The following is a 22,183-nucleotide window of genomic DNA, read 5'->3' as shown; positions in this document are numbered from 1 at the left end:
AAAGATAACAATACCCTTATCGCAGGGCAGCGGCTCTTTGCTGCGCCTGCCACTCTTCCATACGTTCCTTCTCGTTAACGGATATAGAGAGGATGATGCGCCACTGGTCGTTCTTATCGAGCTTGAGGGTATAGTGGTAATCGCAGCTATATATGAGGTTCTGCGTGGTATCGAGGTAATGCCAGAGCACCTTCACGTTCACTATCTTTGAGGTCACTTCGCGCTTCATCCACACATCGTGGCGCACATGGGCTATACCGAACTGGCGGTAGAACGTAGCCCCCTGGTTGAAGAAGCCTTCCAGCTTGCCTGCATCGTTGAAAAGAGACGTAGCATCATCCGACAGCATGGTGCAGGGAATATGATACATGTATGAGAGCCCTTTGGTATTGTACTGCTCTAATGCCCGCGCATAGTTCTCGAAGAAGGTATTGATACTTTGCATTTTTTATAGCCGATGAAGCGGCGCGGATGAGCGCCATGTGTAGTGAGTGGCAAAATTACCGATCTGTATAATGCGGGAAATGACCTGCAAAACATTTTTCCCTTACTAATTCGTAAAATAGGGCGGGTATGATTAATTTTGGCGGCAAATAGCACTGCCTTTGAAGACCCTGCTCAACGAGACACAACTGGAGCTGACACTGCAACGGCTGGCACACCAGCTGGTAGAGAACCATACCGACCTCGCTTCGCTGGCCATAATAGGCATACAGCCACGCGGCATTCAACTGTCGGAGCGCATAGTGCGCATACTGAAAAAGATAACCCGCAAGAAGAACATAGACCACGGCAAGCTGGATATCACCTTTTACCGCGACGATGTGCATACATCGGCCGATATACAGGTGCCCTCGCAGACAGATATGCCCTTTGGCATAAGCGGCCGCAATGTGCTGCTCATAGACGATGTACTGTATACGGGCCGTACCATACGGTCGGCAATGGATGCGCTCATAGACTTCGGGCGGCCTGCCAAGGTAGAGCTGCTGGTGCTGGTAGACAGGCGCTTCAGCCGCGAGCTGCCCATACAGCCCGACTATGTAGGCTATACCGTAGATACCATACTCACACAGAAGGTAAAAGTATACTGGCAGGAAAAGGACGGGAAAGACGAAGTAGCGCTGATAGACAAGCCTTCCGCATAGGGGGCATTTTTTTTGAATTTTTTAAAGGCATTGAATCTATAAAGAATGTTATCGGTAAAACATCTGCTGGGAATAAGGGATCTGACAACTGAGGATATCGGGCTGATATTCAAAACGGCCGATAACTTCAAACAGGTATTGCAACGCCCCATAAAGAAAGTGCCCTCGCTACGGGACACTACGGTGGCCAATATATTCTTCGAGAACTCTACCCGCACCCGCCTGTCTTTTGAGCTGGCAGAGAAACGCCTGGGGGCCGATGTGGTGAACTTCTCGGCATCGGGCTCTTCGGTATCGAAGGGAGAGACGCTGATAGATACGGTAAAGAACATCCTGTCTATGAAGGTGGATATGGTGGTGATGCGGCACTCGGCAAGCGGGGCGCCGTGGTTCCTGGCCAACCACATAAATGCCAGCATAGTGAATGCCGGGGACGGTACCAACGAGCACCCCACACAGGCATTGCTGGATGCCTACTCTATGCGCGAACGCATAGGCGACCTGCGCGGCAAGAACATAACCATAATAGGCGACATAATGCACTCGCGCGTGGCGCTGAGCAATATATACTGCCTGAACAAGCTGGGCGCCAGGGTGACCGTGGCCGGGCCGCCCACACTGATACCGAAGCATATAGCCACTCTCGGGGTAAAGGTGGAGTATGACCTGAAAAAGGCGCTGGAGAACTGCGACGTGGCCAATGTGCTGCGCATACAGCTGGAGCGCCAGCACAAGCCGCTCTTCTCTACCCTGCGCGAATATGCGCTATACTATGGTGTGAACCGCGATATGCTGGACAGCCTGGGCAGGGATATAGTGATAATGCATCCCGGGCCTATAAACAGGGGCGTAGAACTGAACTCGGACGTGGCCGACGACCCCAACAGGTCCATCATACTGGACCAGGTAGAGAACGGTGTGGCCATACGCATGGCAGTGATATACCTGCTATCGGGCAAGCGAGAAATAGAATAGACCCTCACGGCCCCTGCCTGCCGCAGGCAGGTTCCCTTTTTAATGCCTGGAAGCGGGTACAGAGCCACTCATGGTAATGAGGTACTTAAGTATCAGCTTTTCGCTGGGCGCATTGATGACCACCCCGTTCTTGTTGGCACGCTTGGCCATATCGGGCACTATTTCCTTCCATTCTGCCTCACTTTCCGATGAAGGGCTCTTCAGGCCATGACAGTTGCCGCAATGTTGCTTATACAGTTCGCGGCCCTCATTGAGCTGGGCCAGGGTGTAGCCAGAGAATTTACCCTCTACCCTTGCCAGGTCCCTCTGCGAGGGCTTGGGGGCTTTGGAAGAGGCGAAACAACCTGCTAATGCCATGGCGGCTATGATGATGGACAATTTTCTCATAGAGTGTGTATGTTGGCGCCAAAAATAACAGATAAGGGCGTAAGATGATAGTTATCAGCGGCTTGGAGCACTTTATTTTTCTATGAGATAACATTTTCGGTTCAGCTTGCCCTGGAAATCGAAGGGCGTGGTAGCGCCCGTGATGTCCTTTACCGATACGGCGGGTATACTATCTCTATCCAGCACAAAGCCTCTGTAGTTGTTGCTGAAGTAAATGACACCGCCATCGGCACAGCCCTTCAGCAGCTTTTTGAGCAGCATCACATGATCGCGCTGCACATCAAAGGTATCTTCCATGCGCTTGCTGTTGGAAAATGTAGGCGGATCGCAGACGATGATGTCATAATGATCGCGCGGCATATAATCGAGCCACTCTATTACATTACCATGTATGAATTCGTGCTTGTCCTCTTTATACAGCTTGTTGTACTGCATATTGCGCTTTGCCCAGTTCAGGTACGTCTTCGACATATCTACCGAGGTAACGGTGGCCGCACCACCGCTGGCCGCATATACACTGAAGGAGCCTGTATAACAGAAAAGGTTCAGCACATGGGCATCTTTGCCGCGGTCGCGCACCATGCCACGGGTAATGCGGTGATCGAGGAAGAGACCGGTATCGAGGTAATCTGTAAGATTGATAATGAAATTAAGGCCGCTCTCGGGAACTATGCGCTCTACCTTTTCCTCGCCGAATTTCTCGTACTGCCCCTGGCGGCCGGCCTTTCGCTGGCGCACCTTCATATATATGGCGGCTATATCTACCTCCAGCACGGCGGCTATGGTGGCGCGGCATTCCTGCAGCCAGGCATCATGCTCTTCATCTTCCATACCGTGGCGGCGCTTGTATTCGGCAGCATGTACTACCCCATCGTACCGGTCTATGGCAAAGGGAAATTCGGGGAGATCGTGGTCGTAAATGCGGTAACATGCTATACCCTGCTTGCGGGCCAGCTTGCTGATGTGCTTGTACACTTTTGCAAGCCGGTTGTGGAACATGACCTGTTTTTCGGCGCTCAAATGGCTAATGTATTAGGGCATTAAAGGTACTTCAATTAGCAATAAAGGAGCAAAAGCATGGGGTAGAGATACACACTTTATACATTAAAATGAAATTAGACTTTGTTAATTTTTTCGGGCTGTGAGAAATGTTCTATATATTGCATAACGCAAAACAACGTAAATCATTAATAATCAAACAAATGAACAGGACGGCAAAATACCTATGCTCATTGCTTGTAGCAGGCATGTGTACCCTCACAGCCTCGGCCATAACCCCCATAGAATCTTTCATCGCAAGGATGAAGACCACCAACACGTTCGCCCCGGTGAGCAATATATGGCAGGCCGACAACAACTTTGACAAAAAGGAACTGCTGAAATATGTAGAGGAAGTGCAACCGCTGAGCATAGACCTGGCCAACCTGGGCATGTTCATGCAGCAGAAGACCACTGCTATAAGCCTTACCATACCCGGTGTAGGCGGCGGCGCATACACGATAGAGCTGGGCAGGTACGACTATTTTTCGAACAGCTTCGAGGTACATGCACGCGGGGAGAACGGTAAGGACCAACTGGTGAACTATACTCGCGGCCTGTACTACAGCGGCGTGGTAAAGGGATACCCGGGGTCGCTGGCATCTTTCTCGTTCTTCAATGGCGAGGTATATGGCCTGTTCTCTATACCTGATGTGGGCAACTTCGTACTGGCGCCCAACAGCCTGATAGGACGCGATGAGAATAACCTGAACTACATACTGTATAACGACAAGTTGCTGAAGATAAAGCGCGATGGCCCGGTGTGCAGTACAGACCAACTGCATGATGAAATGGAAAGCAACCCTCTGGGATCGAAAACGACCACTTTCTTCAACAACAATGTGTATAACAACTGTACCGCAGTGCAGGTATACGAGGTGGTAGACTATGATATGTATGTAAAGAAGGGATCGAACGTGACGACGGCTACCAACTATATGACCTCACTTTTCAACAGCCAGGCCACCATATACCGCAATGAGGGCGTACTGATATCGCTGAAGTACCTGCAGGTGAATACTGCCAGCGATGAATATATGAGCATAGCAAGCGCCACATCAAGGCGTTTCCTTTACAAATTCGGATGGGTGACGAAGAACGTGATGCATGGCTGCGATGTGGCCCTGCTGGCATCTACCCGCTATGGCACTATGGGTGGTGTAGCGTGGCTGAGGGCCATATGCCGTTCGTACAGCGCATCCGATTCCAGCGGATCTTATGGTTTCTCGAACCTGGACAATGTGGGCCTTACCACATTCCCATCATATAGCTGGAACGTAATGGTGATGGCGCACGAAATGGGCCACATGGTAGGATCGCCACACACACATGCCTGCGTATGGAACCCACCTGCGCGCAATACGGCTATAGACGTATGCCAGACACAGGAGGGCTCCTGCCCCAATACATCGCCCCTCTACCCTTCGGGCGGTGGTACCATAATGAGTTACTGCCACCTGCAATCGGTAGGCATCAACTTCACCAAAGGCTTCGGCACACAGCCCGGCGACACTATACGCCGTTATATACGCTCACGCATGGGCAGCACGTCTACGGCATTCCCCACCTGCGGCGCAGTATATACACCCACTACAGGCCTCTCAAGGTCGAACAAGAAACTGGTGGCTAACAGGGAGTGTACCAACATAACAAACACCGATACCACTACCTACTACTGGTTCGACAAGAACACTGCCGCATATGGCGATGACACCCTGGTACTGGCCATACAGAAACATGGCAACTTCATAGGCGGGCTGGACTCTACAGGCTTCACCGTAGAAACAGGCACTAGCCCCATGTACGGGTCGAACAAGGGAGATACGATGATGCTGCCAACAGGCATCACAGGCGCTACCCCCGTGGTGATAGCCATGCGCAGGTACTGGAAGATAAATGCTACAGCTACGCCTTCGTCTCCTGTAACGGTGATGTTCCCCTTCACCGCGCAGGACACTACAGATGTAGACGGCAGCGTACCCGGCCCTACATCTATGGCCAACCTGAAGATGTACAGGGTGAACGCACCGGTGAACCCCAACCCTGCGATAGACAGCGTGCGCTTCACTACAGCGGCCAATGTATCGGTATATACGCTGGGCAGTGCGGCTAGCACCACCAACTGGGCCGTGAGCACTGTGGGCAGCACCATGTTCGCCAACATGAGGACCAGCAACCTGAAAGGTGGCGGATCGGGCTTCTACAACAGCTCGCTTACAAGCGTGGAAGATATAGATGCGAAGCACAATGCAGTAAAGATCTACCCCAACCCTACCAATACAATGTGGAATGTTTCGCTGTCGGGTTCGGAGAGCGATGAGCTCACCATAAGGCTCTACAGCGCCGATGGCAGGCTGGTACAGACCCAGGTGCTGCGCGGTGGTAGCACCAATGTGATAGATGCTACTATGCTGCCTGCCGGCATGTACTTCTACCGCATAGTAGGCGGCAACAATGCCTATACCGGCACACTGAGCAAGCAATAATGACACCTTAATGAATGATAATAAAGAAGGGGCAAGCGCCATGCTTGCCCCTTCTTAGTTCTATGGCATGTGATATTACCTTGAAAGATCGAGCTTGTAAGTGGCTTTGTTGCCGTTCTCGTCCTCGGCCTTGAAGACAAGCTCGTGCCGGCCACGGGTGCAATGCTCATCGAACTCGTAGAAGAAGGAATTGCCATGCTGCTCGAAGCATACCCATTCCCCATCTATCGTACCGGAGAAACTGCGTACAGATGTCATGTCGTCCTTGACGGTGAGGGTGAGCTGTTTTAAGCGGGATAGATCGGCGCCGTTCTTATGCACAGACCGTATAACAGGCGCTGTAGTATCCAGCGCCAGCCAGTAAGTACCAAAGTTGCGCACGCTGGCCTTGTACCAGCCATTCTCTACCGATGCCGCCTCTTTGCCATCGGTATCCTTGCCATCGGTATACATAAGCGCCACCTTGCTGCGGAGGTCGAAGGGAATGGTCTTACTTGGTTTCACCTTTAGGTCGAAGTAATGATGCAGGGGAATGTATGGATAATGTACCCTGTACTTCTCTGAGAGCGCAGCGGCATCGGGGGTAGACCTTACACTAAGGCATATATCGTCGTATAACTGGCGTTCATCGATGGTGAAGGATATGCCCGGGCCACTGTATTCATTCACCTTCCCTACCCTGAACGGCGTACATTCTGCATCTGCGGCAGGCGCTTCCTCGCGTATACAGGGTGATACATACATGGTAGCAGTGCTGGTATTACCATTGTTGTCGGTTATCTCTATTTTCAGTTCGTGCGTAGCCTTGTCGGTGAGGTCTATGCGGCCATCGCTGCCGCTGAACTTGTATATCCTGGTGAGCTTGTTGCCCGGTACCTTGAACATACACTGCACCCAGCGTTTTGTTTGCTGGCGTGTCTTATGATCGGTATAGGCATTGACGTAGCGCGACTCATCATAGCCTATATCATCCATCGTTACCTTTGATACCTGTTCCCCATCAAGGAACAGGCGTGCGATGTAGAAGGTGATGGTGTTCTCGCTGCCATTCATATAATCGTCCACATTTATACCTACCCCTACAAGGCCTTCCTGCACCTCCAGCGTATCGTTGTTCATACGCAGGCGGCTGTTGCCTGCGCGGGTGGGTTTGTAACGGCTACCCTGTTTTGCCATAGCTACTGTGATGGGAGCCCCCTCGTAAACATTGCTGCCATAAAAGACCACCTCGCGGATGGTGGGTGCGATATCGTCCTCCACCCGCAGACCGAATAGCTGGGGATTGAGCGGATGCTCTGTCTCGGAATTGCGTATCTCGAAGTGCAGGTGAGGTGCAGAGGAGGAGCCGGTATTGCCCGACCATGCTATCTGCTGGCCCTTGCGAACAGGGAACTGGCTGGGCTTGAGGGATATATCCACATCCCAGCGCTTGCGTTCGTACTGCTGCTGGCGCAGGTAGGTCTGCAGAAAGGGTATGTACTTATTGAGGTGGGCATACAGGGTAGTATAGCCATTAGGATGCGTGATATATATGGCATGACCGAAGCCGCCCTTATCTGTCTTGATGCGCGAGATGTAGCCTTCGGCAGCGGCATATACAGGAAGGTCTTCCCTACCCTGCGTGCGAATATCGAGACCACTGTGAAAGTGGCCCGGGCGGCACTCTCCGAAGTTGCCCGCAAGCGATATGGGAATATCGAGCGGGTTGCGGAAAAGGTCTTGCGGATATGGCGAACCGGGCTCTTGTGCTGCACACACAAGCGGCAGCACAGAGGGCAGAATATATTTTGCAATACTCATTGCGGTAAAGAAGCTGATGAACCAGCAAGTTACACCATCATGCGGTCATTGCAGCGGGGAAGGGTACATTCATTTTAGCGGCCAGCTCCCGCAGGTCAGAGACAACACTATCTACCACAGGTATACCCTCTGCCGCGCGTATGGCCTCTGTTTCGCGCTCGGGATCGCCGGGTATCAGCACCCTTTCGTGGCCGGGAGCAGGGGTAGCATTTCGGAACCTGCCTATCCAGTTGTCCATATGTTCTTTGAACTCCTGTGCCGGGCGGAAAGCATCGACCCGCATGGCCCCGAAGAAATGGCCAAGGCCCTGCCCGGGCATACCCTGCGGCATAGGTACATAGGCCGGGAAGGGGGGCACCCACGGGCCATAGCTGGCACCGCTGAATACTGCCGAGAATATATCTACTATACTACCCAGGGCATAGCCCTTGTGACTACCATGCTCCCTATCGCTGCCAAGGGGTAGCAGGGCGCCTTGTTTCTTCAGTATGTTGGCATCGGTGGTATCGGCGCCGTCCTTGTCCTGTACCCAGCCAAGGGGTGCGGGAGCATCTTTGCGCTGCAGTATCTCCAGCTTGCCATTGGCGGCCGTGGTGGTGGCCATATCGGCCACAAATGGCGGCTGCGTACCTGCAGGTATAGCCACCGCTATGGGGTTGGTACCCAGCATGCGCTCTATGGAAAAAGTAGGCGCTACGAGCGCGCTGGCATTGGTCATGGCAATGCCGGTCATATCGTGCTGTAGGGCCATCATGGCATGGTAGCCCGCTATACCGAAGTGATTGCTATTGCGCACGCTCACCCAGCCTGTACCGGCGGTCTGCGCCTTGCGTATGGCCACTTCCATGGCATATGGGGCTACCACAAGGCCCAGCCCTGCATCGCCATCTATAACGGCGGTAGATGGGGTCTCGTGTACTATGCGGATATGAGGAGTGGCATTGATACGGCCGGCCTCCCACAGGCGCACATAGCCCGAAAGACGTGCCACGCCATGACTATCGATACCGCGGAGGTCGGCAGAGAGCAGAACCTCTGTAGCCAATGCAGCAGAGGCATCGTCGCAACCTATGGCAATGAATATGGCCTTGGTAAAAGCAGATAAACTATGGTAAGAAAAGATATGTTCCATGATCGGACCTCTCCCCGACCCTGCCTGCCGGCAGGCAGGCCTCTCCAAAGAAGAGGGAGGTGGGTTGTGTTAGTGTTATAAAATGTTATTCATAGAAGAACTAGTTACCTTGTGTATAGGGCATTAGTTCTTCCAGGTATTTGCGATCGTTGCTGAGGCGGGGCACCTTGTGCTGGCCTCCCAGTTTGCCCTTATCCTTCAGCCAGCGGCGGAAGCCCCCAGAGGGCATTTCGTGCACTATGGGCATGCGCAGCGCTATATCCTTGTGGCGTTTCGCCTCATAATCGGAATTGATGGCCTGCAGCGACTTATCAAGCAGAGTCGTGAACGTACTCAACGGCACAGGCAGCCGCTCGAACTCTATGATCCATTCGTGTGCGCCATTACTATCACCGGTCATGTAAACGGGGGCGGCAGTATAGTCGGCCACTATGGCGCCGGTCTCCGCACAGGCTATGGCTATGGCATTGTCGGCATTGTCCACGATAACCTCCTCGCCAAAGGCATTGATAAAATGCTTGAGCCTGCCGGTGACCTTGATACGGAAGGGATCGAGCGAGGTGAACTGCACGGTATCGCCTACCACATAGCGCCACAGGCCGCCATTGGTACTGATGACGAGGGCATAGTTCTTGTACAGCTCTACTTCCTTGAGCGTTAGGGTGCGTGGTTCTTCCTTGCCATACTCCTCTGTAGGCATGAACTCGTAGAATATGCCATGATTGAGGAAAAGCATCATGCCTTCCTCGTCCTCTCTGTCCTGCGCGGCAAAGAAGCCCTCTGAGGCGTTGTATGTCTCGCGATAGGACATGCGGGGAGATGGTATGAGCTGTTCGAACTGGCGGCGGTAGGGGGTGAAATTGACACCACCATGTATGTATAGCTCCAGGTTGGGCCAGATATCCAGCAGGTTGTTGGCACCCGTTATCTCGAATATTCGTTTTATGAGCACTACCGTCCAGGTGGGTACACCGGCTATGTAGGTCACATTCTCTTTGATGGTGCTGTGCGCCATGCGCTCTATCTTCTCTTCCCACTCGGTCATGAGGGCAATGGACATCTCGGGAAGGCGGAACAACTGGCCGGCCAGCGGCATGTTCTGCAACATTACGGCCGACAGATCGCCAAAAAAGGATGCAGCATTGAGCTGGTTCACCTGGTGGCTGCCACCAAGTATCAGGCATTTGCCCGATGTGACATTGGCATTGGGATTGTACCGCAGGTAGAGTGCCAGCACATCGCGCGCGCTGCGGTAATGGTTATCATCGAGCGACTCTTTGCTCACGGGTATGAACTTGCTCTTGTCGCTGGTGGTGCCGCTAGACTTGGCGAACCATGTGATGGGCGATGGCCAGAGCACATTCTGCTCGCCCTCCAGTATGCGGTGTATATAGGGCTTGAGGGTCTCGTAGTCGTTTATCGGTACCTTCTTCTGGAAATCGGAGATATTGTCGATATCCTGGAAACGGTACTTTTTACCATATTCGGTGAACTGAGCAGACCCGACAAGCTCGTTGAATACCTGCTGCTGGGTATCTATAGGGTTGTGCATGAAGTTATCTATCGCGCTCTGACGAAGCTTGATGTAACCCCTGAATGCCGGACTAATGATGCTCATTCTTTAAAAAAATTCCAAAAAGTCAAATTCCAGATCTTAAAAGATCAAATTGTAAATTCCAAAAGATCAAATTCCAAATATCAGATCACAGATCCCAAGCCCTAATTCCTATTACCTATTCCTAATTCCCAATTCCTAACTTATAATTCCTTACCCCTGCTTCTTAGCTGTAAGATAATCTTTTCTGCGAAGCTCGAAGTTCTGGCCGAGGTATACTTTGCGCACCTGCTCGTCGGCGGCGAGGTCCTCAGCAGTACCGGCCTTTAGTATCCTTCCTTCGAAAAGGAGGTAGGCACGGTCGGTAATGGAGAGGGTCTCCTGCACATTATGATCGGTGATGAGTATACCTATGTTCTTGTACTTGAGCGTGGCCACTATACTCTGAATATCCTCTACCGCTATGGGGTCTATACCGGCAAAGGGCTCGTCGAGCAGTATGAACTTCGGATTTACGGCCAGGGCACGGGCTATCTCGGTACGGCGTTTCTCACCACCACTCAGCACATCGCCGGGGCTTTTGCGCACATGCTGCAGGTGAAATTCGTCCAGCAATTCTTCCAGCTTGCGCTGCTGCTCGGCCCGGGTCAGCTTTGTCATCTCCAGCACGGCAGCTATATTATCCGCCACAGACATCTTGCGGAAGATAGAGGTCTCCTGCGGCAGGTAGCCTACTCCCATCTTGGCACGCTTGTACATGGGCAGCTTGGTGATCTCCTCATTATCCAGGAACACCTGGCCCTGATCGGGCTTCACGATACCTACCACCATGTAGAACGAAGTGGTCTTGCCTGCACCATTGGGCCCCAAAAGCCCTACTATCTCGCCCTGGCTCACCTCGAACGACACATTGTTCACTACGGTACGTTTACCATACTGCTTTACAAGACCTTGTGTGTGTATCCTCAACCGGTGCTAATTTGTCCGCAAAAATAACAAAAGACGGGTAGTTTATGGGAAATGAAGAGGATTTAACACTTCCGGAAAAATAAAAAGAGGCATCCTGTACAGACACCTCACATTTATTCATTGTATATATCTTAAGACTACTCGCTATACGTCTTAGGCACCTTGGGATCGGTGACAATGATATAGTCGCCATTGGGTTTCAGGGTCTCCCAATTCACCTTGGGGAAAGACTCATCGCTGGCGGCCGATATTATAAGCTTGCGCAGCTTGGAGTTGTACTTACCCATCTGTGTGGCCACGGCATAGCCCTCATCGCTGTGAAACTTGCCATTGACATGCATTATCTTCTTTCCCTTGTTCTTCTTCTGATCGAGGTAACCGGTAACAGAGTAGGCCATAGTAGCATCCCACAGAGACTGGGCGGTGATCATATTGAAGGGCCTGCCCTTCTTTGCCGTTGTATCGGCAGTGGTGGCGGGCATATGGGTCACCAGCGTCAGTTTGGCATGGTATGGCCCCGTAGCAGTATCGTACGGCAGTGGGGCTATGTACTTCTTCGCATCATCGGGCAGTTCTTTGAGTATACCCTGCCCGCCACGGCCGGCCAAGTTGGTGTAGCGGCTGGGCGCATTGGCACATACCACATCCAGCTTCTTCTGGCGAGCAAAGTCTACCATGGGCTTGTAGTCGCGGTAATTGTTCCAAGCACGGGCATCTTTTTTGAAGTATTTCTCCTTTATGAAACCCTGCAGGTATTCGTCCATTACGGGCTGCACATCGCGGTCGAACATCTCGAGCGAGAGTGCGAGGTCTGAGCCGTATTTGAGGTGCATAAGCTCGAACACAGAGAATTCGAGGAAATGGGTGACACTATCGTTGTGCTCCTCGCCAAAGAGCATTACATCATAGTTATCCATATCGGACACCATTTCTTTGAGCGTTACCTCTTTGCCCTGCTTTACAGAGTATATGCGGTAATTGTTCTCATCGAGCTTTTGCGCAGAGGCAAAGAACGGCAGTGCCAGAAGGGAGAGAAATATCTTTTTCATTTTACGTTATTTTAATTCGTTCACCATTTTGCGTACCTCATCCTCATTGGCCACCTGACCCATGGCCATGGAAAGTATGCCCGAGCTATGGAACTCTACAGCCCCTGTAGCTGCGGCAAGCTGTGCTATATTGGAGGAGCGCACACTGCCGCCGGGCATTATCACTATACGGCCATCGGCTGTCGCTACCAGCTGCCGCAGCAGGTCTGCGCCTTCCAGGGCGGTCTTGCGCAGGCCTGATGTAAGTACCCTGCTGACACCTGCGGCTATGAGCACATCTAGCGCGGCAAATGCATCGGGTGTGACATCGAACGCCTTGTGGCAGGTTACCTGCATGGGGTATGCCCATTCTACCAGGCGCTTCATGTTATCGGCATCGAGGCGGCCATCGGGCAGTTGTATACCTGTGGCTATACCCTTGCAGCCCATATCGCGGCACCGCAGAATGTCCTTCTTCATGATGGCCAGCTCGTGGGTATCGTAAACGTAACTGCCGCCGCGCGGGCGTATCATGGGGAAGGCTGGTATGGGCACATATTCTGCCACATACTCTATGAGGCCAAAGCTGGGCGTGATGCCACCTTCCAGCGGGTTCACACAAAGCTCTATGCGGCCTGCACCGGCCTTGCCTGCTATGATGCACGAGGCTATATTATATGCACAAACTTCCAGTACCATGGTTCGGTACGGTAAATGTACTAAGTGTGGCCACAATATCAAACGGGCTGCTCGCCGGAGGTGGTGGAATTGAAATATTCCCATACCACGCGGGCCTTGGATGCGCCTATCACACGGGTAAGCTCGCGTTCGGTGAGTGTTCTGATGTTCTTTACCGATCGGAACTCTTTGAGCAGGTCGGTAGCGGTCTTCTCCCCTATGCCGGGTATGCCTTCCAGCTCGTTCTTGAAGGTGCCCTTGCTGCGGGTCTGCCGGTGAAAGGTGATGCCGAAACGGTGTACCTCGTCGCGAATGCGGCGTATGAGCAGTTGCGCCGGGCTATCGTAGGGAAGCTGTATGGGGTCGGTATCGCCAGGGAAGAAAATGGATTCCTCGCGCTTGGCCAGGCCCACAAGGGCCATGCGGCCGGTAAGACCCAGCTTTTCTATGCTTTCCAGCGCGGCGCCAAGCTGACCCTTGCCACCATCTATGATCACCAATTGCGGCAGGGGGCGCTGCTCATCGGTGAGGCGCTTGTAGCGGCGGTATACTACCTCGCTCATGGAGGCGAAGTCGTTGATGCCCTCTACGGTCTTGATGTGGTAGTGACGGTAATCCTTATTGGACGGCTGGCCATTGCGGAAGCACACCATGGCCGATACCGGGTATGCCCCCTGGAAGTTGGAGTTATCGAAACATTCTATATGCACAGGCAGGTCGGGTAGCTGCAGGGAATCCTGCAGTTCTTCCAGCACGGCCATATGCTCTTCTCGGGTCTTCTCAGCTATGAGCAGGGTCTTTTTCTTGCGAATGTCCTCTTTGAATATCTCTGCGTTCTTCAGGCTTAGCTCCAGCAGCTTTTTCTTGTCGCCCACCTTGGGTATGGTCACCTTAACGGCAGGGTCGGTCACATCTATCTCTATAGGCACTATCACCTCATTGGCATTGCTCTGGAAGGTATTGCGCATGGTATCGAGCGCCAGCGAGAGCACATCGCTCTCGGGCTCGTCCAGCACCTTCTCTATCATAATGGTCTTCACCTGTATCACGCTGCCCATGCTCACCATCATATAGTTCACAAAGTAGCTGTGCTCGTCGCTGAGGATGGTGGCCACATCGGCATTGTCCATACGGGGGTTCACAACGGCAGAGCGTGCGCTGTAGCCATGCAGCCAGTCTATCTTGTGCTTCAGCACCTGCGCTTTCTCGAACTCCAGCGCGGCGGCGTGTTTCATCATCTCTCCCCTTAGGTGCTTTATCACATCGCCTATATTGCCTTTGAGAACATGGCGTACCTGCTGCAGGCCGGTATTATAATCTTCTACCGACTGGAAGCCCTGGCATGGGCCTTTGCAATTGCCCAGGTGGTATTCCAGGCACACCTTGTATTTGCCCCTGGCTATATTGGCGGGCGAAAGGTTGAGGTTGCAGGTACGCAGGGGAATGTTCTGCTTTATCAGCTCCAGCAGCTCTTTTACATGAAAGACCCCTGTAAAAGGCCCCAGGTATTCCGAGCCGTCGCGCACTATGCGGCGGGTGAGGAAGACACGCGGAAAGGCCTCGTTTCGGATGACGATATATGGATAGGTCTTATCGTCCTTGAGGGCGATATTGAAGCGGGGCTGAAAGTGCTTGATAAGTGAATTCTCGAGCAGGAAAGCATCGTGCTCGCTATCGGTAATAGTAAAGTCGAGGCTGTGGATGAGGGCAACGAGCCTGCGGGTCTTTACATTATCTACCGTCTTGTTGAAATAGGAGCTTACCCGCTTGCGCAGGTCTTTGGCCTTGCCTACATACAGCAGCTCGCCCTGCCGGTCGTAATACTTGTAACAGCCGGGCTTGTTGGGTATGGTCTGCGATATGTCGCTGAATTGCTCTCTTGTCATCTCTTCACTATCCCTTCGTTATTATTCGCCTATTTACAGGAAACCAACACACCGAGGCCGCCGGTCACCGCTCGAACTCGTACTCGGTGACGGTATGTGTCTTTTCGCCGAAGAGCGGTGTCACTATCTCCTGTATCTGAATGCGCTTCATGGGCTTGTAGTAGAGCTTCACCATCCTTTCTTCCAGCGGTGCCTTGTCTATGGCCTCTATATATATACCCTGCGCTACATTGGTCTCCTGGCTTACAGATATGAGCAGCTTGCGAGTATACAGGTCGTCCTCGAGCGCCTCATAAAAATAGTTGTGCGAATCGTCCTGCTCGTCGTTGAACTGGGTGAACTTGTATTTGCCCAGAAAAGAGGGGTCGCTTATCTCGGTGGCGAAGAACTTCTGCAGTATCCCTCCCCAATCCAGCGTATCGGAATTGGTATAGCTGCTGTCGTACTTTCCCTTGTTCACCCTTACGGTCTTCAGGATGAGGAAGGGCTCGCCCCTGAAGGTGTTCCACTGGTCCTGCGCATACTGCCTTATGGAAAAATAGGAACCCTCGGCAGGGTTGACACCTTCTGGTGTCTCGTCCTCTTTACAGGCAGAAACAGAAAGGAACAGGAACAGAACAGCAAGGAGCGCCCAGAGGCGGGATATTGGTATCACGGCATAAAAATAATAAACTTGTACGGAAGGAATGCGCAAATGTGCCAAAGTTGCCGTTTCTTTAGACCGGGACCGGCCCCTTCTCAACCCGGCCCCCACTACAATAGTCCCCATGTTGTCACGCATTGCGTATATGGTATCTGTTGCGCTGATGCTCGTAGCATCCTTTTGGTATTACCCCAAATGGAAGCAGGAAAAGACAGAGGCCACCCTATCGTGGGACGTATCGGGGTATTACTGGTACCTGCCCTCCATATTCATATACAACGACCTCACGGGTCAGTCGTTCAAAGACAGTATACTGAACAGGTACGCCCCCACCAACCAGGATTTTCAGCAGGCGATGAAGGTGGAGAACGGCAACTATGTGATGAAGTACTCATCGGGCATGGCGGTGATGTACCTGCCATTCTTTGCTGCGGCACATATAATGGCAAAGCCACTGGGCTACCCGCCTGATGGCTTCTCCCCACCCTACCAATTGGCCATACAACTAGGTGGTATACTGGTATCGATACTGGGACTATGGTACCTGCGCAGGCTGCTGCTCCTGTACTATGACGATAAGGTAGTGGCTATAGCCCTGCTGATGCTGGCAGCAGGCAGCAATTATCTGAACTATGCGGCCATAGACTGTGGCATGTCGCACTGCTGGCTGTTCACGCTCTATGTGCTGCTGCTGCTGAACACGCACCATTTCTACAGGGAATATAAAGCAAAACACGCCATACGCATAGGCCTGCTGGTGGGCCTGGCCACGCTTACCCGCCCTACAGATATACTGTCCTGCATGATACCGCTGCTGTGGGGCATGGAGGGAATATCGATAACGAGCATACGCGAACGCATGGCACTGCTTGTGAGCAGGTACAGGCTCTTCCTGCTGGCAGTGGCGTGCGCCGCACCTGTAGTGGCCATACAGCTTATATACTGGAAATACGCATCGGGGCACTGGATGGTGTATAGCTATGGCGGGCAGGAGTTCTCGTGGAAACATCCGCACATATATGACTATACCCTCAGCTACCGCAGCGGCTGGCTGGTGTACAGCCCCATTATGGTATTTGCCTTCCTGGGCCTGCTTCCTTTTGCAATGAGAGGAAAGAACAAAGTGGCCATCATAGCCTTCTTCCTGCTGAACTATTATGTGGTGACGGCATGGGACATATGGTGGTATGGCGGCAGGGCCATGGTACAGAGCTACCCGGTACTGATGTTTCCCATAGCGGCGGCGGTAGAGGTGGCTATTGAAAGGAGGTGGCTGGCAGTGATCTTCTGGCCGGTGGTACTGCTGCTGACCTACTATAATCTATGGCTTACAGTGCAGTACCATGGCGGCAAGCTGTATGATAGCGAAAGTATGACCAAACGCTACTTCTGGCGGGTGGTGGGCCGCTGGAGCGCACCGGAGGGCACTATCTTCCTGCGCGACAATGCCGACCTGTACGAAGAACAGCCCATGAACAGCAAGGTGATATGGCACGCCAGCTTTGCGCAGGATACCGGCAGCGCATATGTAGCAGACACCACCACACATACCCGTTACCTGCGGCTGGATAAAGACCACCAGGAAAGCCCTGTATATGCATTTGCGATAGACCGCAGTAAGGGCGACCGGCTAAGGATAGAGGCTACCTTCCGCAGTACGGAGAAAGAATGGGACACCTGGAAAATGACCCAGATGATAGCAGAGCTGACAGACAGCAAGAACAAGAACGCTGTAGTGAAACAGAACCTGCTGAGAGTGTACAGGGTGCTGAACCGCCAGGAGACCCGCACCATAGCGCTGGACATGGACCTGCCCCGAAAGCCATTTGACAGTGTGCATGTACGGTTCTGGAACGCGGGCACGGGTGTAGAGATACATGTGCTGGATATGCAGGCCATACAGTTCAGCGAGTAATACCATTTTCTACATCTATATCTAGCATGCAAAATATCTTCTCAACATTCCACAGTTCATCACCTCCCCAATGGGGAGGCTTGGGAGGGGCTGAACAAATGCATCATTTAGGTGTTCAATTGATATGAGAACATAGCAATACCTGTAAATATAAAAGGGTCGGATGGCATCACCATCCGACCCTTTGAAGTTATATATAGGAGCAATTTTATCCTTGCTTGCTGCCAGAGAATACCGCACTTACATATTCCCTGTTGAGGCGGGCTATGTTCTCTAGCGATATGCCCTTGGGACATTCTGCCTCGCAGGCGCCTATATTGGTGCAGCTACCGAAGCCTTCGGTATCCATCTGCTGTACCATGTTCACAGCGCGTACCTTGCGCTCGGGATCGCCCTGCGGCAGCAGCGCCAGGTGCGACACCTTGGCCGATACGAAGAGCATGGCCGATGTATTGGGGCAGGCGGCCACACAGGCACCACAACCTATGCAGGTAGCAGCAGCAAAAGCCTCATCGGCCTTCTGCTTCTCTATGGGCAGTGAGTTGGCATCTACAGCATTACCTGTATTCACAGATATATAGCCACCGGCCGCTATGATGCGGTCGAAGGCCGAACGGTCTACCACCAGGTCGCGGATAACGGGGAACGAATCGGCACGCCAAGGCTCTACCACTATGGTATCGCCATCCCTGTACTCGCGCATATGCAGCTGGCAGGTAGTGGTCTCGTGCCATGGGCCATGCGCACGGCCATTGATGTACATGCTGCACATACCGCATATGCCCTCGCGGCAGTCATGATCGAAAGCTATGGGGTCTTTGCCTTCTGCAACGAGCTGCTCGTTCAGTACATCGAACATTTCGAGGAAAGACATCTCGGAAGATATCCCCTTTACATGGAATGTTTCGAAATGGCCTTTTACCTTGTTATTCCTCTGCCTCCATACTTTGAGGTTGAGGTTCATGTTATAATGCTGCATAAGTATACTTCTTTATCGTAGAGATATATTATTATTTCTTTACTCAATTCATTTTCAACTGTCGTCACTCTTTCACATCCTCAAGTCTTACTAACGGACTCTTCGGTACCCTGTCTTTTTTGTCCAGCACATGCTTGCACTCCCGGGTCACCGTTTTCCTGTACCGTTCGCCGGTAAGCAGGTTCGTGTCTGTCAGTTCTATGGGTTGCTCATCGCAATCCCATGTCGACTCCATATTGGCATCCGTTCTGCCTATCAGGTAGAACGCATCGCCCCTGTACTGGAACCTGGTGGTAACAGCCCACCGTGTGTGCGAACCACCATAGTGTTCTATCACCATCACTCCCTTTTTGATAGTGATGCTCTCGAACGGGTCGCCGAAAACGCCACCACAGGTACGACAGTATACCGCTGTAGCGCTTTTGCCACCGAGTTTCCATCCGTTGGCGGTCCTCAGCAGTACTACCAGATACCTGTACCCTTCATCTGCATCCTTCGCCGGGTCGTCGTTCACGTTTTCGTCTCCCGGCTCCTGTACGGTCTTGGCCAGTACTATGGCCACGTCTTCCAGCCCGTCCTTATTCATATCGCCACGAGCACTATATACACTATCGTATCCTTTAGGTATAAAAGCCTTTATGGCGCTACCGATGGCCGGTATATGTGAAAGAACTTGCTCATCCTGGGCCGCACATACAGTACTACCAAAGCAGAACACTGATATGAGCAGCCACTTGTTCATTATTTATAGCTACGCGCGCTTGGGTGTACCACATCGTAAATGAGGTCTTCCTTGTGCAGTTCGTACTGGCTTTCGCCCTTGTACTCCCATGCGGCAACGTACATGTACTTTTCATCATCACGCAGCGCCTCGCCATCCTCGGTCTGCGATTCCTCGCGGAAGTGGCCACCGCAGCTTTCGTTGCGGTCCAGGGCATCCTTGCACATCAGCTCGCCCAGCTCCAGGAAGTCGGCAACACGGTTGGCCTTATCCAGCTCGGGGTTGAACTCGTTGATCTCGCCGGGTATGCGCACATTGCTCCAGAACTCCTTGCGCAGTGCCTGTATCTCTTCTATGGCCTGGCGCAGACCTGCTGCGTTGCGGCCCATACCGCATTTGTCCCACATTATCTTGCCAAGGCGCTTGTGGAAGCTCTCCACACTCTCCTTGCCTTTGATGCCCATAAGGCGGTTGATGCGGTCGGCCACTTCCTTCTCTGCCGCCACGAATGCGGGGTGATCGGTAGGTATGGCCTTGGTGCGTATGTCATCGGCAAGGTTGTTGCCGAGTGTGTATGGTATAACGAAGTAACCATCGGCCAGACCCTGCATGAGGGCAGAGGCGCCGAGGCGGTTAGCACCGTGATCGGAGAAATTGGCCTCACCGAGGGCATATAGGTTGGGCACAGAGGTCATGAGCTCATAGTCTACCCACAGGCCACCCATAGTGTAGTGTACCGCAGGGTATATACGCATAGGCACCTCGTATGGGTTCTCGCCGGTTATCTTGGCGTACATATCGAAGAGGTTGCCATATTTTTCTTTCACCACATCTTTACCCAGGGCAATGATGGTGGCCTTGTCGGCATTGGCCTTGCCTTGCTTGTTGGCCTCTACCTTGCCGTAGCGCTCTATGGCCGATGCGAAATCGAGGTATACGGCCATCTTGGACGACCCCACACCATAGCCGGCATCGCAACGCTCTTTGGCGGCACGGCTGGCCACATCGCGCGGTACCAGGTTACCAAAGGCAGGGTACCTGCGTTCCAGGTAGTAATCCCTTTCTTCCTCGGCTATATCGGTAGGCTTGCGGTTGTCGCCCTGTTTCTTGGGCACCCATATGCGGCCATCATTGCGCAGCGACTCTGACATGAGGGTGAGCTTTGACTGGTGGTCGCCGCTAACAGGTATGCATGTGGGGTGTATCTGCGTAAAGCATGGGTTACCGAAGAAGGCTCCTTTGCGGTGTGCCTTCCATGCAGCGGTAACGTTGCTGCCCATGGCATTGGTAGAGAGGTAGAAAACGTTGCCATAACCACCGGTGCAAAGCAGCACCGCATGGCCGAAGTGGCGTTCCAGCTCGCCGGTAACGAGGTTGCGGGCTATGATGCCGCGTGCCTTGCCGTCTATGATCACCACATCCAGCATCTCGTGGCGCGAGTACTGGGTCACTGTGCCGAGGGCCACCTGGCGCTCCAGTGCCTGGTAGGCGCCTATAAGCAGCTGCTGGCCTGTCTGCCCCGCAGCATAGAATGTACGCTGTACCTGTGTACCACCGAAAGAACGGTTGCTGAGGAGACCGCCATATTCGCGGGCGAAGGGCACACCCTGAGCCACGCACTGGTCTATGATGTTGGCGCTCACCTCGGCCAGGCGATGCACATTGCCCTCGCGCGCACGGTAGTCGCCACCTTTGATGGTATCGTAGAAAAGACGGTAAGTGCTATCGCCATCGTTCTGGTAGTTCTTGGCGGCATTTATACCACCCTGTGCTGCTATGGAGTGCGCACGGCGCGGACTATCCTGGAAGCAGAAGGTCTTTACCTTATAGCCCATTTCGCCGAGTGATGCAGCAGCAGATGCGCCGGCAAGACCGGTACCTACAACTATTATCTCCAGCTGCCTTTTGTTGGCAGGGTTCACCAGCTTGCAGGTAGATTTGTATTTCTCCCACTTCTGGGCCAGTTCGCCTGCCGGTATCTTAGCATTAAGTGCCATGAATATTGAATTAGGAATTCTGAATTATAAATTATGGATCGTGGGGTCTATTACTGGTGAGGTACGCTATTGCCTACCATATGCATGTATATAGGCATGATGGCGAACAGCAGCGGTATGAGTATAGAGAAAGCAACGCCTATAGAGCGTATCATGCCTTTGTACTTGTGCGTAGTGAGGCCGAATGTCTGGAAGCCGCTGAAGAAGCCATGCATAAGGTGCCATGCCAGGGAGAAGCAACCAAGTATGTATATAACGACCACCCATGTTTCGCTGAAAACGAGCGCCATTTTCTCATAAAGGTCCTCTTCGCGCCATGCAGGGTCGAAGGCCTGACCATAACGGTTGGGCGCCCAGAAATGATAAAGGTGCAGGATAAGGAACAATAGGATGAGCGTACCCAGCAGACCCATAGAGCGGCTGTACCAGCGGCTGGTCTTGCTGCCGGCGCTTACCTCGTAGCGCACGGGGCGGCGCTTTGAGTTCTGGCTCCACAGCATGAGGCCCTGCACAATGTGCAGTATGAGACCTGCGAAAAGGCCTATCTCCAGTATCCTTACGGCTACATTGCCTCCCATAAAGGCGGCTGCCTCGGTAAAGTGCTTGCCATTATCGTTCCACAGTATCATAGCATTGACATAGCAATGTATCACAAGGAAGGAAATGAGAAAGAGACCGGTACCGCCAACAAGGAGTTTTTTACCAATAGATGTGCTGAAATAATTTTTCCAGTTCATTTTATCCGGATGAATTTTTATTATATGTGAGAATGTATGTCACAAAGATAATACGCGGATATTTAAAAGCCAATAAAAACACGCTACAACCTGCACAATGGCAAGTGAT

Annotated in this window: 19 protein-coding genes; 4 read left to right on the top strand and 15 right to left on the bottom strand. The window is 52.5% G+C overall.

Annotated elements, in window-relative coordinates; translation table 11 throughout:
- Positions 1–16: 16 nt before the first annotated feature.
- Positions 17–445 (bottom strand): hypothetical protein, encoded by a 429-nt coding sequence (locus ABD843_RS16090; RefSeq protein WP_345085518.1) that lies wholly within the window; start codon positions 443–445, stop codon positions 17–19.
- A gap of 160 nt (positions 446–605) precedes the next feature.
- Between ABD843_RS16090 and pyrR the strand changes: the two genes are divergently transcribed.
- The gene (pyrR, locus tag ABD843_RS16085; RefSeq protein WP_345085515.1) at positions 606–1,148 is read left to right on the top strand and encodes a bifunctional pyr operon transcriptional regulator/uracil phosphoribosyltransferase PyrR; all 543 of its coding nucleotides are present in this window, start codon (positions 606–608) and stop codon (positions 1,146–1,148) included.
- A 45-nt stretch (positions 1,149–1,193) separates the two neighbouring features.
- On the top strand, positions 1,194–2,123 hold the full coding sequence (locus ABD843_RS16080; protein WP_345085513.1) for an aspartate carbamoyltransferase catalytic subunit: 930 nt from the start codon (positions 1,194–1,196) through the stop codon (positions 2,121–2,123).
- Between the two features lie 39 nt (positions 2,124–2,162).
- Here ABD843_RS16080 and ABD843_RS16075 read toward each other — a convergent pair whose 3' ends face one another.
- Together ABD843_RS16075 and ABD843_RS16070 are read right to left on the bottom strand one after the other, a co-directional pair.
- Entirely contained in the window at positions 2,163–2,510 is a 348-nt protein-coding gene (locus tag ABD843_RS16075; RefSeq protein ID WP_345085511.1) for a c-type cytochrome, read from the bottom strand.
- Positions 2,511–2,582: 72 nt separating this feature from the next.
- Positions 2,583–3,530 (bottom strand): class I SAM-dependent methyltransferase, encoded by a 948-nt coding sequence (locus ABD843_RS16070; protein WP_345085508.1) that lies wholly within the window; start codon positions 3,528–3,530, stop codon positions 2,583–2,585.
- A gap of 182 nt (positions 3,531–3,712) precedes the next feature.
- Between ABD843_RS16070 and ABD843_RS16065 the strand changes: the two genes are divergently transcribed.
- Positions 3,713–6,034 (top strand): zinc-dependent metalloprotease, encoded by a 2,322-nt coding sequence (locus ABD843_RS16065; RefSeq protein ID WP_345085505.1) that lies wholly within the window; start codon positions 3,713–3,715, stop codon positions 6,032–6,034.
- A gap of 75 nt (positions 6,035–6,109) precedes the next feature.
- Here ABD843_RS16065 and ABD843_RS16060 read toward each other — a convergent pair whose 3' ends face one another.
- From ABD843_RS16060 to ABD843_RS16025, 8 genes are all read right to left on the bottom strand, one after another.
- Positions 6,110–7,834: a M23 family metallopeptidase gene (locus ABD843_RS16060; RefSeq protein WP_345085502.1), complete on the bottom strand. Its 1,725-nt coding sequence runs from the start codon at positions 7,832–7,834 to the stop codon at positions 6,110–6,112.
- 37 nt (positions 7,835–7,871) lie between these two features.
- Positions 7,872–8,966 (bottom strand): Ldh family oxidoreductase, encoded by a 1,095-nt coding sequence (locus ABD843_RS16055; RefSeq protein WP_345085499.1) that lies wholly within the window; start codon positions 8,964–8,966, stop codon positions 7,872–7,874.
- 100 nt (positions 8,967–9,066) lie between these two features.
- Positions 9,067–10,584, bottom strand: coding sequence for a GH3 auxin-responsive promoter family protein (locus tag ABD843_RS16050; RefSeq protein WP_345085496.1), 1,518 nt, complete (start codon positions 10,582–10,584; stop codon positions 9,067–9,069).
- A gap of 150 nt (positions 10,585–10,734) precedes the next feature.
- Positions 10,735–11,490, bottom strand: a complete 756-nt coding sequence (lptB, locus tag ABD843_RS16045) for an LPS export ABC transporter ATP-binding protein (RefSeq protein ID WP_345085493.1) — start codon at positions 11,488–11,490, stop codon at positions 10,735–10,737.
- Positions 11,491–11,627: 137 nt separating this feature from the next.
- Positions 11,628–12,539: a ChaN family lipoprotein gene (locus tag ABD843_RS16040; protein WP_345085490.1), complete on the bottom strand. Its 912-nt coding sequence runs from the start codon at positions 12,537–12,539 to the stop codon at positions 11,628–11,630.
- Positions 12,540–12,545: 6 nt separating this feature from the next.
- Positions 12,546–13,217: a copper homeostasis protein CutC gene (locus ABD843_RS16035; RefSeq protein WP_345085487.1), complete on the bottom strand. Its 672-nt coding sequence runs from the start codon at positions 13,215–13,217 to the stop codon at positions 12,546–12,548.
- Between the two features lie 38 nt (positions 13,218–13,255).
- Positions 13,256–15,082: an excinuclease ABC subunit UvrC gene (uvrC, locus tag ABD843_RS16030; protein ID WP_345085484.1), complete on the bottom strand. Its 1,827-nt coding sequence runs from the start codon at positions 15,080–15,082 to the stop codon at positions 13,256–13,258.
- 64 nt (positions 15,083–15,146) lie between these two features.
- A complete protein-coding gene (locus ABD843_RS16025; protein ID WP_345085480.1) occupies positions 15,147–15,737 on the bottom strand; it encodes a hypothetical protein in 591 nt (196 codons plus the stop codon).
- Between the two features lie 112 nt (positions 15,738–15,849).
- On the opposite strand from ABD843_RS16025, the gene ABD843_RS16020 reads away from it, so the two are divergent.
- A complete protein-coding gene (locus tag ABD843_RS16020) occupies positions 15,850–17,640 on the top strand; it encodes a hypothetical protein (RefSeq protein WP_345085477.1) in 1,791 nt (596 codons plus the stop codon).
- A gap of 208 nt (positions 17,641–17,848) precedes the next feature.
- Here ABD843_RS16020 and ABD843_RS16015 read toward each other — a convergent pair whose 3' ends face one another.
- The 4 genes from ABD843_RS16015 to ABD843_RS16000 all read right to left on the bottom strand — a co-directional run bounded on the left by ABD843_RS16015 (position 17,849) and on the right by ABD843_RS16000 (position 22,074).
- Positions 17,849–18,619 (bottom strand): succinate dehydrogenase/fumarate reductase iron-sulfur subunit, encoded by a 771-nt coding sequence (locus tag ABD843_RS16015; RefSeq protein ID WP_345085474.1) that lies wholly within the window; start codon positions 18,617–18,619, stop codon positions 17,849–17,851.
- Between the two features lie 64 nt (positions 18,620–18,683).
- Entirely contained in the window at positions 18,684–19,361 is a 678-nt protein-coding gene (locus ABD843_RS16010; protein WP_345085471.1) for a hypothetical protein, read from the bottom strand.
- Positions 19,361–21,337 (bottom strand): fumarate reductase/succinate dehydrogenase flavoprotein subunit, encoded by a 1,977-nt coding sequence (locus ABD843_RS16005; protein WP_345085469.1) that lies wholly within the window; start codon positions 21,335–21,337, stop codon positions 19,361–19,363. Before ABD843_RS16005 ends, ABD843_RS16010 begins: the two co-directional genes overlap by 1 nt.
- A gap of 50 nt (positions 21,338–21,387) precedes the next feature.
- The gene (locus ABD843_RS16000; protein WP_345085466.1) at positions 21,388–22,074 is read right to left on the bottom strand and encodes a succinate dehydrogenase cytochrome b subunit; all 687 of its coding nucleotides are present in this window, start codon (positions 22,072–22,074) and stop codon (positions 21,388–21,390) included.
- Between the last annotated feature and the right edge of the window lie 109 nt (positions 22,075–22,183).

The organism is Nemorincola caseinilytica (genome assembly GCF_039540515.1).
GTDB classification, from domain to species: Bacteria; Bacteroidota; Bacteroidia; order Chitinophagales; family Chitinophagaceae; genus Nemorincola; species Nemorincola caseinilytica.
The sequence above is the reverse complement of the archived record's forward strand: the minus strand, read 5'-3'. Positions and strand labels throughout refer to the sequence as shown.

What these genes read in the sequence shown, in the direction of transcription:
- ABD843_RS16090 (WP_345085518.1), bottom strand. Translation starts at nt 445, where the DNA reads ATGCAAAGTATCAATACCTTCTTCGAGAACTATGCGCGGGCATTAGAG.
- ABD843_RS16080 (WP_345085513.1), top strand. Translation starts at nt 1,194, where the DNA reads ATGTTATCGGTAAAACATCTGCTGGGAATAAGGGATCTGACAACTGAG.
- ABD843_RS16075 (WP_345085511.1), bottom strand. Translation starts at nt 2,510, where the DNA reads ATGAGAAAATTGTCCATCATCATAGCCGCCATGGCATTAGCAGGTTGT.
- ABD843_RS16065 (WP_345085505.1), top strand. Translation starts at nt 3,713, where the DNA reads ATGAACAGGACGGCAAAATACCTATGCTCATTGCTTGTAGCAGGCATG.
- ABD843_RS16060 (WP_345085502.1), bottom strand. Translation starts at nt 7,834, where the DNA reads ATGAGTATTGCAAAATATATTCTGCCCTCTGTGCTGCCGCTTGTGTGT.
- ABD843_RS16055 (WP_345085499.1), bottom strand. Translation starts at nt 8,966, where the DNA reads ATGGAACATATCTTTTCTTACCATAGTTTATCTGCTTTTACCAAGGCC.
- ABD843_RS16050 (WP_345085496.1), bottom strand. Translation starts at nt 10,584, where the DNA reads ATGAGCATCATTAGTCCGGCATTCAGGGGTTACATCAAGCTTCGTCAG.
- ABD843_RS16040 (WP_345085490.1), bottom strand. Translation starts at nt 12,539, where the DNA reads ATGAAAAAGATATTTCTCTCCCTTCTGGCACTGCCGTTCTTTGCCTCT.
- ABD843_RS16035 (WP_345085487.1), bottom strand. Translation starts at nt 13,217, where the DNA reads ATGGTACTGGAAGTTTGTGCATATAATATAGCCTCGTGCATCATAGCA.
- uvrC (WP_345085484.1), bottom strand. Translation starts at nt 15,082, where the DNA reads ATGACAAGAGAGCAATTCAGCGACATATCGCAGACCATACCCAACAAG.
- ABD843_RS16020 (WP_345085477.1), top strand. Translation starts at nt 15,850, where the DNA reads ATGTTGTCACGCATTGCGTATATGGTATCTGTTGCGCTGATGCTCGTA.
- ABD843_RS16015 (WP_345085474.1), bottom strand. Translation starts at nt 18,619, where the DNA reads ATGCAGCATTATAACATGAACCTCAACCTCAAAGTATGGAGGCAGAGG.
- ABD843_RS16010 (WP_345085471.1), bottom strand. Translation starts at nt 19,361, where the DNA reads ATGAACAAGTGGCTGCTCATATCAGTGTTCTGCTTTGGTAGTACTGTA.
- ABD843_RS16005 (WP_345085469.1), bottom strand. Translation starts at nt 21,337, where the DNA reads ATGGCACTTAATGCTAAGATACCGGCAGGCGAACTGGCCCAGAAGTGG.
- ABD843_RS16000 (WP_345085466.1), bottom strand. Translation starts at nt 22,074, where the DNA reads ATGAACTGGAAAAATTATTTCAGCACATCTATTGGTAAAAAACTCCTT.